This is a genomic window from Streptomyces canus, assembly GCF_030816965.1.
Classification (GTDB): domain Bacteria; phylum Actinomycetota; class Actinomycetes; order Streptomycetales; family Streptomycetaceae; genus Streptomyces; species Streptomyces canus_E.
The window spans coordinates 5,235,735-5,248,742 of record NZ_JAUSYQ010000002.1; the positions used below are offsets into that span (position 1 = coordinate 5,235,735).

Sequence of the window (13,008 nt, forward strand, 5' to 3'; positions counted from 1 at the left end):
CGCCCCGTTCTCGCACGGACGCACACCTACCGTCCGTCAAGCGAGCTTCAAGGGGAAGCAAGGGGAGAGCAAAAGTGCGCGTACAGCTGCCGTTGATCAACACCGTCCATGGACGGTCCGCCCTGACCTGTCGTTTCCGGTGTGGTGACGCCTGTTTCCACCCGGCGCCCAACACCTCTTCCAACCCGTACGTCGGCGACGTCATCGCCACCGCGCTCAGCCGCCGCTCGATGCTGCGTGCCGCCGCCGTCGTGACGGTCACCGCTGCCGCCGGCACCGCGGGCACCGTCGTCACGGCCCCGTCGGCCGAAGCCGCCGCCCAGCAGACCACGGCCAAGCCCAAGCCGAAGGGCAAGGCCGCCCGTGGACTCCGGTTCACCCCCGTCGCGCCCAACACCGCCGACACCGTGACCGTCCCGGCCGGCTACTCCCAGAACGTCGTCGTCCGCTGGGGCGAGCCCATCCTGCGCGGCGCCCCCGCCTTCGACCCGGACCGGCAGACGGCCACCGCCCAGGCCGGCCAGTTCGGGTACAACAACGACTTCCTCGCGCTGCTGCCCCTCCCGGGCGAGCGCGGCCGGCAGATACTCGTCGCCAACCACGAGTACACCGACGAAGTGCTGATGTTCCGGGGCTACGACGCCGCCGCCCCCACCCGTGAGCAGGTCGAGGTCGCCTGGGCCGCGCACGGGCTGTCCGCCGTCGTCGTGGAGGAGAACAAGAAGAACGGCGAGCTTACCGTCGTACCCCGGCACCACCTCAACCGGCGCGTCACCGCCACCACCGAGTTCCGGCTGACCGGGCCCGCCGCCGGGTCCGACCTGCTCAGGACCTCCGCCGACCCCACGGGCCGGAAGGTTCTCGGCACGCTCAACAACTGCTCCGGCGGCACGACCCCCTGGGGCACCACCCTCCACGGCGAGGAGAACTTCAACCAGTACTTCGCCAACGCCGGCCGGGCCACGGACAAGCGGTACGGGATCGGGACGGGCGCCAGCGAGCGCAAGTGGGAGCGGTTCGACAGGCGGTTCGACGTCGCCCAGGAGCCCAACGAGGTGCACCGCTTCGGGTACGTCGTCGAGCTCGACCCCTACGACCCCTCCTCCGCGCCCCGCAAGCACACCGCGCTCGGCCGGTTCAAGCACGAGGGCGCGACCGTGCGGCTCACGCACGACGGGCGGCCGGTCGTGTACTCCGGGGATGACGAGCGGTTCGACTACTTCTACAAGTTCGTCGGCAGCAAGCGGATGAAGCACGGTAGTAGTCGGGCCGTGCGGGAGCACAATCTCTCGCTGCTCGACGAGGGGACGCTGTACGTCGCCCGCCTCACCGGTGACTCCCCCGCCCTCGAGGTCGACGGGACCGGGAAGCTTCCCGCCGACGGGGAGTTCGACGGCGGCGGGGAGTGGATCCCGCTGGTCACCGCCACGGCGAAGGGTGCCGTGTCACACGTCGAGGGGATGACCGCCGACGAGGTGTGCGTCTTCACCCGGCTCGCCGGCGACAAGGTCGGGGCGACCAAGATGGACCGGCCCGAGGACATCGAGCCGAACCCGCACTCGGGCAAGGTGTACGTCGCGCTCACCAACAACACCAACCGCGGTGTCGGCACGAACGCCCCCGCCGACGAGGCGAACCCCCGCAACGCCAACAAGCACGGGCACATCCTCGAGCTCACCGAGCGGTGGAACCGGGCCGACAGCACGAAGTTCGCCTGGACGCTGTTCCTCGTCGCCGGGGACCCGGAGGACCCTGCCACCTACTTCGCGGGCTTCCCGAAGGACGCCGTGAGCCCCATCTCCTGCCCGGACAACGTGGCCTTCGATCCCCACGGGAACCTGTGGATCTCCACGGACGGGAACCAGCTGGGGTCCCACGACGGACTGTTCGGGGTCGCCACGAAGGGGGAGCGGCGGGGTGAGCTCAAGCAGTTCCTGACCGTACCGACGGGGGCCGAGACCTGCGGCCCGCTGGTGCAGGACCGGCGAGTGCTGGTGGCGGTGCAGCACCCGGGGGAGATCAGCGGCGCGACGGTGGAGAAGCCGGCGAGTATGTGGCCCGACGGGCCGGGGAAGATCGTGCGGCCGGCGGTCGTGGCGGTGTGGCGCAAGGACGGGAGTGACATCGGCGTATAAGCGGGTAGCCCCGCGCCCCTAGGTGGGTTGCGTGACCGCCCTTGCGGCTGCGACCTCCTGCCGCAGGGGCTCCAACACGCTGCCCGCCGGTCCGGTCAGGTCCGTCCTGACCGCGTACAGCACGTCCACCTTCCGCAAGCCGTCCGCCAGTTCGCGGAGTTGGAGCACCACTTGCTCCACCTCGGCGGCGGACGGCCGGGCCGCCCCATGCCGTACCCGCACCCTCGCCGCCGTCGTCGCGTCCACGATCCGCTCGACCGCGACGACCAGCGGCCACCAGGCCGCCGCCCGGCGACCGGTGGGCGGCGGCTCGGTCAGCGCGCGCTGGAACTCCGTGCGGATCACCGAGAGGTCGCGGTAGAGGCGGCGGCGCATGCGGGCGCGGGCGGCGGGGTCGGGGGCGGACCCGAACGCCGACTCCACATAGCGGGCCGTGTCGGCGACCGCGTCGGCGAGCCGGTCGCCGACCCGTGTGTGCCAGCTCTCCGGCCACAGCAGGTAACCCGCGACCAGGGCGATTCCGCAGCCCATCAGGGAGTCCAGCAGGCGGGGCATCAGCAGGGCCGTGCCCTGGTGGTTGAGGACGTCCGACAGCAGGAGGATCACGGGGGTGATCGCCGCCGTCTGGTAGCCGTAGCCGCGAGGGGTGAGTGCCGGGATCAGCGGGGCCAGCAGGAGCATCACCAGGACGTCCCACCCGCCGCGCGGCACCTGCGAGAGCACCGCCGCCGCGACCACCAGCCCCGCCACCGTGCCCAGCGCCCGCAGCAGCGCCCGCGAGAACACCGAGCCGAAGTCCGGCTTCAGCACGAAGGTGATCGTCAGGGCCACCCAGTAGGAGCGGGGGACGGGGACGATCGAGACCAGCGCCTGGGCCGACCCGATGCACAACGCCAGCCTCAGCCCGTAACGCCACGACGCCGCCGACAGGGCTACGTTCCGCGCGGCGCGGGCGGCCCGGACGCCGAGCTCGGCCGGGCGGCCCAGGCGGTCGTCGATGCCGCGCGGGTCCACATCCGGTACGGCGACGACCTCGGCCGCGTGGCGCAGGGCGTGGTCGACGGCCCGGGCCGTCTCCGACAGCGGCACGGGGAGGCCGAGGCCTATCGGGCCCGTGTAGCCGGTCTCCACCGCCCGGGCGAGATGGCGGACCGTCTCCGGGATCTCCGGTGCCAGCGGCTCACCGGACAGGTGGGCGGCAGGGGCCGCCTCCACCACCGGGGTTATCGCGTTCAACTGGGCCAGCAGACGGGTCAGTTCGGGGCTGCGGCCGTGGTGCCGGGCGCGCCGGGCGAGGACGAGGTCGTACGACTGGTTCAGGGACTGGGTGACGGCGTGCCGTGCCTCGTCGTACTCCGCGCGCCCGCAGGCGGCCATCAGGTCGGCCACCGTCCGGTACGTGGCCGCGACCGCCGTCCGTTCCGGGACCCCGGACCTGAGCGGCCAGGCGAGCAGGGCCAGCAGCAGGACGAGGAGCCCGCCGCCGGTCATCAGCAGCGGGGCCAGCCACCAGTCGCCCGGCATCGGCAGGCCCGCGCCCACCACGGAGTTCAGCAGGAGCAGCAGTCCCGAGACCGAGGCCACCGCGCCGATCGTCGAGATCATCCCGGAGACGAGGGCGACGCAGGTGACCGCGACGACCGCGGTCCACCCGTGGCCGTACACCAGCGAACCGAGCGTGATGCCGACCGCGCCGAACAGCTGGGGAATCGCGATGTTGAGGATCCGCATGCGGTACGCGTCGGCGGTGTCGCCGATGACCCCGGACAGGGCGCCCATGGAGGCGAGGGCGCCGTACTCCGGCTGATCGACCGAGAGGCCGATCGCCAGGGGGAGGGACATCGCGATCGACGCGCGGGCCACGGCGGCCCAGTTGACGGGTGCCTGCTGCGGTTGGAGGTTCCGGATCAGCCAGTCGGGTGGGGTGAGGCCGATGCGGGACATGCGGCCATTATGAACACCCAGGTCAACCGGGCCCGTGCAGTGCGATGTCCACCAGCAGGGCACGGTGGTCGGTGTCCGCCAGGTCGAGGAAGTGGGCGTCGCTCGCCGAGAAGTCCTCCGACACCAGGACGTGGTCGATCTGCGCGCCGATCGCCGGGGCGGTGCGGGCCGGCCAGGTGGGCGTGCGGCCGGAGCCGGCGAGGCGGGCCGCGTCGCGCAGCCCGGTGTCGAGGATCGCGCGGAAGGCCGCATGGTCCTGGGAGGCGTTGAAGTCGCCGGCCAGGACGGCCGGGGTGCGGCCCACGGAGGCGGCGAAGTCGCGCAGCCCGCCCAGCTCCCGCCGCCACACGTCGAGCCGGCCCGGCAGCGGGGGCATCGGGTGCGCGAGTTGCAGCCGTACGGCGTGACCGCGCACGTCGGCGACGGCCCCGGGCATGCCCATGGTGCTCCCCGGGATCCCGGCGGCGGGCTTCAGGGGGAAGCGGCTGAGGACGACGGACCCCGTCGAGCCGCCGCCCTCCACGGACTGCCGGTACGGATAGTCCTCGGACAGGGATCGCCGCAGTGCCGCCGAGCAGCCGTACTCGCACTCCTCCACGAACACGACGTCCGGTCTCTCCTCGCGGACGGCGGTGACGAGGGCGTCGGTGGCCCGTCCGAACTCGACGTTCGAGGTCAGGACGCGGAAGGAGGCGAGCACCCGGCCGTCCGGCTCGCCGCCCTGCCCGTACGGGGTGACGAACCATGCGAGCAGTCCGAGGAGCACGCCCGCCCAGATCGTCCCGGGCCACCACCGGGTGAGCAGGGTGAGGGCCAGGCCCGCTCCGGCGGGCGCGAGCAGCCAGGGGAGGAAGGCGAGGAGCTGGGGGACGGGGGTGATGCCGTCCGTGTCGGCGAGCCGGCATCCCAGGATCACGCTCACGGCGGCGAAGAGCAGGGCGGTGCTCCGGATACCGAGCCTTCGGCGGGTCACCGTCCCGAGCCTACGAGCGGGCGTCGACCTTCGCCAGGAACTCCCCGAGCACGGTGTTGAACTCCCCCGCCCGTTCCAGGTTGGGCAGGTGCGCCGCCCCCTCGAAGACGTGCAGCTCCGACTCCGGGAGCGCGGCGTGCATGGCCTGCGCGTCGGCGACCGGCGTGTAGGTGTCGTCGGCGCCCACGGCCACCAGCGCCGGGACGGTGACACGGGTCAGCAGCTCGCGGTAGTCGGGGCGGGCGGCCCGGGCGCGCAGGGCCGCCGCGGCGGACTCCGGGCGGGTGGCCGTCATCATGCGGTGGACGTGCGCCTTGACCTCGGGGGAGGCGTACGGCGCGACCATCTTCTCCAGCACCTCGTCGGCGTACCCGCCCATGCCCTCGCGCAGCAGCCGGTCCGCCGTCGCGTGCCGGACCCGCACGCCCTCGGGGGTCTCCGCCGCCGGGAAGGTGTCGGCGAGGACCAGACCCCGGATCCGCTCGGGGAAGCGCCGGTAGCAGTCCATGACGATCTGGCCGCCCATGGACAGGCCCGCCAGTACGCACGCCGTCACGTCCAGTCCGTCCAGCAGCGCCTCGATGTCCTCGGCGAACCGCTCGAAGCGCTCGACCGGCGCGGGCGGCACCGCGGCGCCGTAGCCGCGCAGGTCCGGGGCGACCACGCGGCGGGAGGCGGAGAACGCCTCGATCTGCGGGCGCCACATCGTGTGGTCGAAGGGATGGCCGTGGACCAGGACCAGGGGGATCGCCGTCATGACGCCGACCCTAGGTCGGCCCGACTTCTCGGTGCAATAAAATCTTTGCCCTCAGTGCAATCACAGGGGGCCTTGGTGCACGACTACCGCCGTATCGCCGACCGCATAGCCGCCGACATCACCACCGGACGGCTCCGGCCGGGCGAACGCCTGCCCCCGCAACGGAAGTTCGCGCGCCGGCACGGGATCGCCGCGTCGACGGCCGAGCGGGCGTACGGCGAACTCGTACGGCGGGGACTGGTCGTCGGGGAGGTGGGCCGTGGCACCTTCGTGAAGGCCACCGCGCCGGTGCGGCCCGGCCGGGGGCTCATCGAGGACGCGGGAACGCCCGTCAACCTGGAACTCAACTACCCCTCCGCCGAAGGCCAGTCCGAGCTCCTCGCCGACGCTCTCGCGCCCCTGCTGCGTCCCGACGTCCTGACCGAGGCCCTCCGCCCCGCCGCCGCCACCGGCACACCGGCCGCCCGCGAGGCCGTCGCCGCTCTCCTGACCACCCCCGGCTGGCGCCCCGACCCGTCCCGGATCCTCTTCACGGGCAACGCCCGCCAGTCCGTGGCCGCCGCCCTCGCCTCCCTGGTGCGGCCGGGCGGCCGGGTCGGCGTCGAGGAGCTGACGTATCCCCTGGTCAAGGAGATCGCGGTCCGGCTCGGCATCACGCTGGTGCCGCTGGCCACGGACGAGGGGGGCCTGCGCCCCGAGTCCGTGGCCGCCGCCCATCGCACGGCGCCCCTGGCGGCCCTCTATGTGCAGCCGACCCTGCACAATCCGACGTCCGTGACGACCAGTTACGAGCGCAGGCGTCAACTCGCCCTTGCCGTGCAGGACTTGGACCTTCCCGTCGTGGAGGACCGCATCTGGTCGTTCCTCGCGGAGAACGACGATCCACTCGCCGCCCTCGCCCCCGCCCTCACCCACGTCGTCGACGGTCTCTCCAAGCGGGTCGCGCCCGGGCTCACCGTCGGCTTTCTCGTCGTACCGGAAAAGCGGGTGGACGCAGTGGCGGACGCCGTCCGTTCCGGTGGGTGGAGTGCGGGACGGTTCGCGCTGGAAGCGGGGGTGCGGTGGACGGTGGACGGGACCGTGGCGCGGCTGGTCGAGGCGAAGCGGGCCGATGCGGCGCGCCGGCAGCGGGTGCTGGCCGAGTGCCTGGACGGGTTCGCCGTACGGTCCGACCCGCGCGCCTACTACGCCTGGTGGCACCTCCCGGCCCCCTGGCGGGCGGACACCTTCACGGCCGCCGCCGCGGCGCTCGGTATCGCTCTCGCACCCGGGCCCTCCTTCGCCGTCGACCCGAACCGCACCCCGGACGCGGTCAGGCTTGGGCTCGCGTCGGCTGCTGTGCCGGATCTGGAACGGGCCCTGCGGGCGCTCGCCGGCCTCGCAGCGGGCCGTACCGACCGGTGAGCCAGCAGGCCAGGGCCACCGCCAGGCCGACGGCCACGAGCAGCCAGGAGACCGTGCGCAAGGTGGCGGTCAGGGCGTCGTAGACGGCGCCCACGGCCGGGCGGTGCACCGGGTCGGGCAGATCGGTGAGAGTGAGCCGGCGGCCCACGGCGACGGCGAAGCCCAGCAGGGCGCCGCCGAGTGCGGTGCCGAGGGCGGTCGCGGTGAGGGCGCGGCGGCGGCAGGCGGCGATCGCGATCCCGGCGGCGGCGAGGACGGCGGCCGAGACGGGCAGCCAGAAACCGGCGACTTCGAGCACGTCGTAGCCCTTCCGAAGACGGTCGAGTTGGGAAGCCGGGAGCACGGCGATCTCGGTGCGGGGCAGGGTGACCCGGTGCTCCACCCGGGCGGCGATCGGGGCGATGTCGACGGTCACCTCGTGGTGGCCGCCGTCCCGGACGGCCCTCAACACGGCCTGGTGGAGTGCTCTGTTGCCCTCGTCCCACGCGGTGCCGAAGGCCGGGGTCCGGGTGAAGGAGCGCACCAAGGGCCGTACCGGCTCGCCGACTTCGCCCTCCACCGCGTCCGCGACGCTGTCCCGCACGGCGGGGTCGGCGGCGAGTGGTGCCATCGTCGTCACGTACCGGCCCGTGTCGGCGAGGCCGTACGCCGCCCAGGCCGCCACCGCGCCGAAGGGCACGAGCAGGCAGGCCAGCGCGATCAGGGCGGCCGACAGGGCGCCGCGGACACGGGAGGTCACCCTTCAAGGCAAAACGACGGCGGGCGGCCGCGCGAGCCGTGGAGCTGGGGATTCCGCCTTCCGGTGGAGGGTTCACCCGAACGGGTGTCTCATTGGATCAGGGGAGATCGGGAGATCGCCGACTGGAGCGTGGGATGAGGGAAGCCGTGGACCCCGGCCATTTCCTGGCCGGGGTCCACGTGCGTCCGCTAGCGGATCCGGTTTCCCTCGGCGTCCTCGTGCGTGTAGTAGCGGTAGAAGAACACGACGAAGATCCCCGCCGCGACCGCCAGCGCCAGCGCCGTCGAGCGCAGCACGCTCTCTCCCGTCTGGCTGTACAGGAACCCGACGGCCGCCCCGGCGAAACCGGACTTCACGGCCGAGTGGAGCTCCCGCTTCAGCAGGGGGGCGAACGTCGCCACGGCGATGCACAGCACGATGAACGCGATCGCCGTGACAAAGCCGAACAGCACGTTCCAGCCGGTGATCGGCCCGCCGTCACGGCGGTTCGCCGCGGCCCAGTAGCCGTAGACCAGCCCGAGCACGACCGGGATGCCGTACCTCGCGGCCGTGTGCACCTTGGCGCTGAAGACATCGGGTGTCCGGGCGAATCCGCGTGCGGGTGCCGTATGAGCCATGAGAGCACTCCTCTCTCTCCACCCCCCGATACACCCCCGCCTACCAGAGCACACCTGGGAAGGGGCCCTGGCAAGTCGAACGGCGGCGAGAAGCCCCCGTGTTTCGCCGACCCGCTCTCCGACGAGAGGGCAGGAAAGGGACGTTTGCCGCCCTGGGAACTCCCCTTCGCGGCCGCAGCGGTTACCGTGCTGCCGTAAGTGATCGACGGGGGATGGGGAGGGACCGATGCCCGGAACCGTGCTGCTGCTCGCCGCCTCACCGGTGGGCAAGAGCCGTCTGGTGGACGCGGCGTCCGTGCTTCCCGTCCTCGCGGCCGTGCCGCCCGCCGTGCTCTCCGGCACCGACACGGCCAATGTCGTGGAGCTCGCCGACCCCCTGGAACCGCAGGCCGTTCTGACCCGGCTGCGCGCCGTCGCGGCCACGCCGGGCCCGCTCACCGTCTTCATCGCGGGCCAACTCGCCCTGGACCGCCGCCAGCACCTCCCCCACCTCGCGCTGGCCCGCACCACCCCGGCCACCGTGCGCTACACCGCGCTGCCCTGGCAGTGGATCCGCGAGGAGTTCCGGCTCCGTTCCCCGGGCTCGACGACGCTCCTGGTCGACCTGCACGCCGACGCGGAGGCGTGGGGCTGGCTGCGGACGCACGCACTCGACTCCGGGCGCAACAACGCGGTGTTCGGGCGGATCGCGCCGCCGCCCTCCCGGCGTACGGTGGCCGTGCCGGCGTACATGAAGACGATCGCGACGATCCTGCGCAGCGGATGGCGTCCGCCGGTCGAGCAGTTGCACCAGCAGGCGTTCACGAGGCTGGGCCCCGAGGCATACGGGGACGTGGTGCTCACGGTGCCGCCCGCACCGGTGGTCGTTCCCGGGGGCTTCGCCTCCAGGCCTCCGTACCGGCCCGAGATGCCTCGTCCTCAAGCGCCGGACCGGCCGAAGGCACCCGACCGTCCTCAAGAAGACCCCCACGTCCAGATCACCGCCGCCGTCCAGGCCGGCCGGCACCAGGACGCCGACGCGCTCGCCCTGGCGCACGAGCAGGCCGCCACACGTGCGCACGGGGTGGCGTCCGAGCAGGCCCTGCACTGGTCGGAGGTGCGGGCGGACCTGGCGATGTTCGCGCGGGACTCGGCGCGCAGCTGCCGGATCTGGCTGACCGTGGCCGAGACGCGGCTGACCGCCGGGCAGAGCCCGGATGCGCCGACCGTGGAGAAGGCCGTGGACCGCGCCCACCACCAGTGGGGGCAGGTCCGCGACAAGACCCAGGCCCAGGAACTCGGAGCCCTGCTCGCGCAGTTGCGCGCCCGCGTTCCCGGCCGTCGCCCGGGCGCCCTGGAGAACGTACGGAAGCAGCTGCGGGAGCTGCAGGCGACACCGTTCTAGCAGGCGACACCGTTCTGGACGAGGTACGTCGGCGCCCCCGACACCAGCGTCCGCACTCCCGGCGCCACCGTCGACAGGTCCGGGGCGAAGTGCGGGCTGTGATTGCTGGGGACGGCGTCGAACCTCTCCATCAGGTCCGCGCCCGGCGCCGCCTCCCAGGTCGCGGCTGGGGTTGTGGCTGCTCGTCGGAGAGTGTGCGCGAGGTCGGGTTGGCTCGATCGGGTGATGGTCGGCTTCCGGGCCTCCCCGTCGCCTCTGGCCGTGGCCACATGGCCAGGTCGCGCAGGGCGGTGTCCATCAGCGGCCTCCGGCCGCGGGCCTCCCGGACCGGACCACGCGCGGGATGCGTGTCGCCGCCCCGGGGTCGAGCACGCCGGGGACCTGGGGGTACCTCCCACGCCCTTGAGGCAGCGGGGGAGCGCCCAAGAGCCCGAACGTCCCGGGTGTCAGAACGCGGGGACCGCGGAGCGGCGGGCCATGTGCGGCTCGGTTGGCTTGGGGGAACCTTTACCCGGGCTCGGCCGTTGCCGGGGTGAGATCACTCAGACGAGTACCGAGGTGACGTCAATGGCACTGTTCGACCGGCTCAAGGACCAGGCCAAGAACCTGCAGCAGCAGGCGCAGGGCGGGCGCGGCACGACGACCGGTGGGGCCGGACACGGCGGTTCGCGCGGCGGCTCTCGCGGTGGTTCGCGCGCTCAGCTCGTCGGTGTGCTGAAGACGCAGCTCGGCTCCCTCAAGACCGAGCTGAAGAGCGGCGCCTACCGGGACGCCAGCATGGCGATGTGCGCCCTGGTCGCGGCGGCGGACGGCCACGTGGACGCGTCCGAGATCCAGCAGATGGAGTCGCTGATCCTCGGCAACGAGGTGCTGCAGAACTTCCCGCCTGAGCAGCTGCGCACCCGCTTCCACAAGCATGTGGACCAGCTCACCCGCAACTTCCCGCAGGGCAAGGCGGAGGCGCTCCAGGAGATCGCCAAGGCCGCCAAGAAGCCCACCGAGGCGCGCGCGGTGATCCAGACCGGCATCGTCATCGCCGGTGCCGACGGTCACTTCTCCCAGGCGGAGCAGTCGATCCTGCGGGAGGCCTGCGCGACCCTGGGCCTGCAGCCCGCGGAGTTCCAGCTCTGAGGACCGCTTCCTCAGCCGGTCTCACTCCGACGAGGGCCGGGTGACCTGCTGGACCTGATCCGCCTGCTCGGCCGGTCGCTCCCCCGACGCCTTCGCCGGCCCCGCGTTGGCAGCCAGGACCAGTGTGGCCACGGCCACGACCGCGGCGACGAAACCCCTGGCGTAGCGCGCGGTGGTACTGGTGCGTTCGAGCACGGCGACCTCGCAGCGGTGGCGTGAGAACCCATGGCGGTGACAGCGTATTAAGCAGGGTTAATACGCCGTTTAACCTAGGGGCTGCGAGAGCCGAACGGCAAGAGGGGCTTGGGGAGTTGGCCATGTCGGAGCGGGACGACCCGGGCGTCATCGGGCGACGGGTGCAGCAGCTGCGGGTCGAACGCGGGCTGACGCAGAAACAGCTGGCCGAACCGGCGTACACACCGGCCTACATCTCCACGTTGGAGTCCGGGCGGGTGCGCCCCTCCGACGACGCGCTCCGGCATCTCGCCGACCGCCTCGGCGTCGGTTTCGAGGAACTGGCGACCGGCCGTCCGGCCCGTCTCGTCACCGATCTGCGCCTGCGCCTCACCGAGGCCCAGCGCACCCTCGCCACCGGAGAGGCCGAGGAGTCCGCCGCGCAGTACGGCAGCCTGCTCGCCGAGGCCGAGGCGCTCGACCTCGCCGAGGTGCGCGCCGCCGCCCTGCTCGGACTCGGGGAGTGCGCCGTGGAGACGGGCGAACTCCGCGCCGCGCGCCAGTACTTCGAGCAGGCCGAGAAGGCCCTCGGCGACGACGTGCCCCTGCCCGCCCGCGTTCCCGCCCTGCGCGGACGCGCCCTCGCCCACTACCTCACCGGTGAACTCCGCTACTCCGTCTACCTGTTGGAATCCACCATCGACGAGCTCAACCGCGGTGGCCTCCACGACCCCGACGCGCTGCTCCTCCTGTACGCGAGCGCCATCGGCCCCTACATGGACATGGGCGCCCACGCCCGCGCCGCCCAGGCCGCCGAACTCGCCCTGGCGCTCGCCCCGCAGGCCGGCGACCCCGCCCTCGTCGCCCGGATGCACCGGTCCGTCGCCCGCACCCTGGTCGCCGAGGGCCGCCTCGCCGAGGCCGACGCCTCCCTCGCCAAGGCCGCCGAGCTCTACCGCCGGCTCCAGATCCGTACCGAGCTCGCCAACTGCCACTGGATGCGCGGATACGTCTACGCCCAGAACGGCGAACTGGAGCGTGCCGAGGACGAGTTGAGGCAGGCCCTCGACATGCTCTCCGCCAAGCGGGCCGCCCTCTACTCCAGCCAGGCCGCCGTCGAGCTCGCCGATGTGCTGCACCGGCGCGGCAAGTCCGACGAGGCCGCCGCCCTTCTCCACGACGTGCTCAGCGACCTCAGCTCCGAGCGCGGCGCCCTGCACTCCGCCGCCGCCCACCGCCTCCTCGGGATCATCGCCGAGGATGCCCGGGACACCGAGGCCGCCGAGGAGCACTACGTCCGCGCCCTGAGCCTCCTGGAGCGGGCCGGCGCCGCCGGTGACCTGGCCGACCTGTGCCGGCTGCTGGGCGATCTGCTGCGCCGTACGGGAAGAGTCGAGGCGGCACTGGACGCGTACCGGACGGGCCTCGGACACCGTACGGCCCCCGGCACCACCACCCTCGGACCCGCACCCGCACAGCCTCCTCTGTGAGGGGTCCGGGGCTGCGCGGGGTCGCCCCGGCGGCGGCGCTCGCCTTTGTCCGCGCCCCGTGGTGCGGGGCCTGTCCGGGGGCGTTCTGTACGCCGTAGGGACAGCGGGGGGTGCCGATCCCGCCGTGCCCGTCCTGGGCGTTTCGCCCGATGGACGAGGGGTAGCCGGGCGGTGCCCCTGGGTGGGTGCGCCGTGAGAGGCGCCCCCCGCCCCGGTGAGCCCGCTCGGGGGCGATGACGGACAAGCCTCGCGCTGACCGA

The 13,008-nt window shown here is 72.9% G+C and carries 11 protein-coding genes and 1 pseudogene; 5 read left to right on the forward strand and 7 right to left on the reverse strand.

Annotated elements, in window-relative coordinates; genetic code table 11:
• Positions 1-74: 74 nt before the first annotated feature.
• Positions 75-2,135, forward strand: a complete 2,061-nt coding sequence (locus QF027_RS25100) for a PhoX family protein (protein WP_307077174.1) — start codon at positions 75-77, stop codon at positions 2,133-2,135.
• Between the two features lie 18 nt (positions 2,136-2,153).
• On the opposite strand, the gene QF027_RS25105 is transcribed toward QF027_RS25100, so the two are convergent.
• From QF027_RS25105 to QF027_RS25115, 3 genes are read right to left on the reverse strand one after another with little or no spacing between them, the layout of a single operon-like run.
• Positions 2,154-4,079 carry an FUSC family protein gene (locus tag QF027_RS25105; RefSeq protein WP_306978740.1) on the reverse strand — a complete coding sequence of 642 codons (1,926 nt, stop codon included), beginning with the start codon at positions 4,077-4,079 and terminating at the stop codon, positions 2,154-2,156.
• A gap of 22 nt (positions 4,080-4,101) precedes the next feature.
• Positions 4,102-5,052, reverse strand: a complete 951-nt coding sequence (locus QF027_RS25110) for an endonuclease/exonuclease/phosphatase family protein (RefSeq protein WP_307077176.1) — start codon at positions 5,050-5,052, stop codon at positions 4,102-4,104.
• 10 nt (positions 5,053-5,062) lie between these two features.
• Complete coding sequence (locus QF027_RS25115) at positions 5,063-5,809, reverse strand: alpha/beta fold hydrolase (protein WP_307077178.1); 747 nt, start codon at positions 5,807-5,809, stop codon at positions 5,063-5,065.
• Between the two features lie 75 nt (positions 5,810-5,884).
• Between QF027_RS25115 and QF027_RS25120 the strand changes: the two genes are divergently transcribed.
• The gene (locus QF027_RS25120; protein ID WP_307077180.1) at positions 5,885-7,213 is read left to right on the forward strand and encodes an aminotransferase-like domain-containing protein; all 1,329 of its coding nucleotides are present in this window, start codon (positions 5,885-5,887) and stop codon (positions 7,211-7,213) included.
• Here QF027_RS25120 and QF027_RS25125 read toward each other — a convergent pair.
• Positions 7,122-7,952, reverse strand: coding sequence for a hypothetical protein (locus tag QF027_RS25125; RefSeq protein ID WP_307077182.1), 831 nt, complete (start codon positions 7,950-7,952; stop codon positions 7,122-7,124). The genes QF027_RS25120 and QF027_RS25125 overlap by 92 nt on opposite strands.
• A gap of 188 nt (positions 7,953-8,140) precedes the next feature.
• The gene (locus QF027_RS25130) at positions 8,141-8,569 is read right to left on the reverse strand and encodes a hypothetical protein (RefSeq protein ID WP_306978735.1); all 429 of its coding nucleotides are present in this window, start codon (positions 8,567-8,569) and stop codon (positions 8,141-8,143) included.
• Between the two features lie 226 nt (positions 8,570-8,795).
• Here QF027_RS25130 and QF027_RS25135 point away from each other — a divergent pair, with 226 nt between their 5' ends.
• On the forward strand, positions 8,796-9,953 hold the full coding sequence (locus QF027_RS25135) for a hypothetical protein (RefSeq protein WP_307077184.1): 1,158 nt from the start codon (positions 8,796-8,798) through the stop codon (positions 9,951-9,953).
• Here QF027_RS25135 and QF027_RS25140 read toward each other — a convergent pair.
• A pseudogene (locus QF027_RS25140) lies at positions 9,950-10,129 on the reverse strand (amidohydrolase); the annotation flags it as partial. The gene QF027_RS25135 and the pseudogene QF027_RS25140 sit on opposite strands and share 4 nt — an antisense overlap.
• A 391-nt stretch (positions 10,130-10,520) precedes the next feature.
• Here QF027_RS25140 and QF027_RS25145 point away from each other — a divergent pair.
• Positions 10,521-11,084 (forward strand): tellurite resistance TerB family protein, encoded by a 564-nt coding sequence (locus QF027_RS25145; RefSeq protein WP_306978733.1) that lies wholly within the window; start codon positions 10,521-10,523, stop codon positions 11,082-11,084.
• A 21-nt stretch (positions 11,085-11,105) separates the two neighbouring features.
• On the opposite strand, the gene QF027_RS25150 is transcribed toward QF027_RS25145, so the two are convergent.
• Positions 11,106-11,279, reverse strand: coding sequence for a hypothetical protein (locus tag QF027_RS25150; protein WP_306978732.1), 174 nt, complete (start codon positions 11,277-11,279; stop codon positions 11,106-11,108).
• A gap of 122 nt (positions 11,280-11,401) precedes the next feature.
• Here QF027_RS25150 and QF027_RS25155 point away from each other — a divergent pair, with 122 nt between their 5' ends.
• A complete protein-coding gene (locus QF027_RS25155) occupies positions 11,402-12,748 on the forward strand; it encodes a helix-turn-helix domain-containing protein (protein ID WP_307077187.1) in 1,347 nt (448 codons plus the stop codon).
• The last annotated feature ends 260 nt before the right edge of the window (positions 12,749-13,008 follow it).

Excerpts from the sequence above, each read along its gene's own strand:
- QF027_RS25135 (WP_307077184.1), top strand. The coding sequence starts at position 8,796 with ATGCCCGGAACCGTGCTGCTGCTCGCCGCCTCACCGGTGGGCAAGAGC.
- QF027_RS25105 (WP_306978740.1), bottom strand. The coding sequence starts at position 4,079 with ATGTCCCGCATCGGCCTCACCCCACCCGACTGGCTGATCCGGAACCTC.
- QF027_RS25155 (WP_307077187.1), top strand. The coding sequence starts at position 11,402 with ATGTCGGAGCGGGACGACCCGGGCGTCATCGGGCGACGGGTGCAGCAG.
- QF027_RS25145 (WP_306978733.1), top strand. The coding sequence starts at position 10,521 with ATGGCACTGTTCGACCGGCTCAAGGACCAGGCCAAGAACCTGCAGCAG.
- QF027_RS25130 (WP_306978735.1), bottom strand. The coding sequence starts at position 8,569 with ATGGCTCATACGGCACCCGCACGCGGATTCGCCCGGACACCCGATGTC.
- QF027_RS25115 (WP_307077178.1), bottom strand. The coding sequence starts at position 5,809 with ATGACGGCGATCCCCCTGGTCCTGGTCCACGGCCATCCCTTCGACCAC.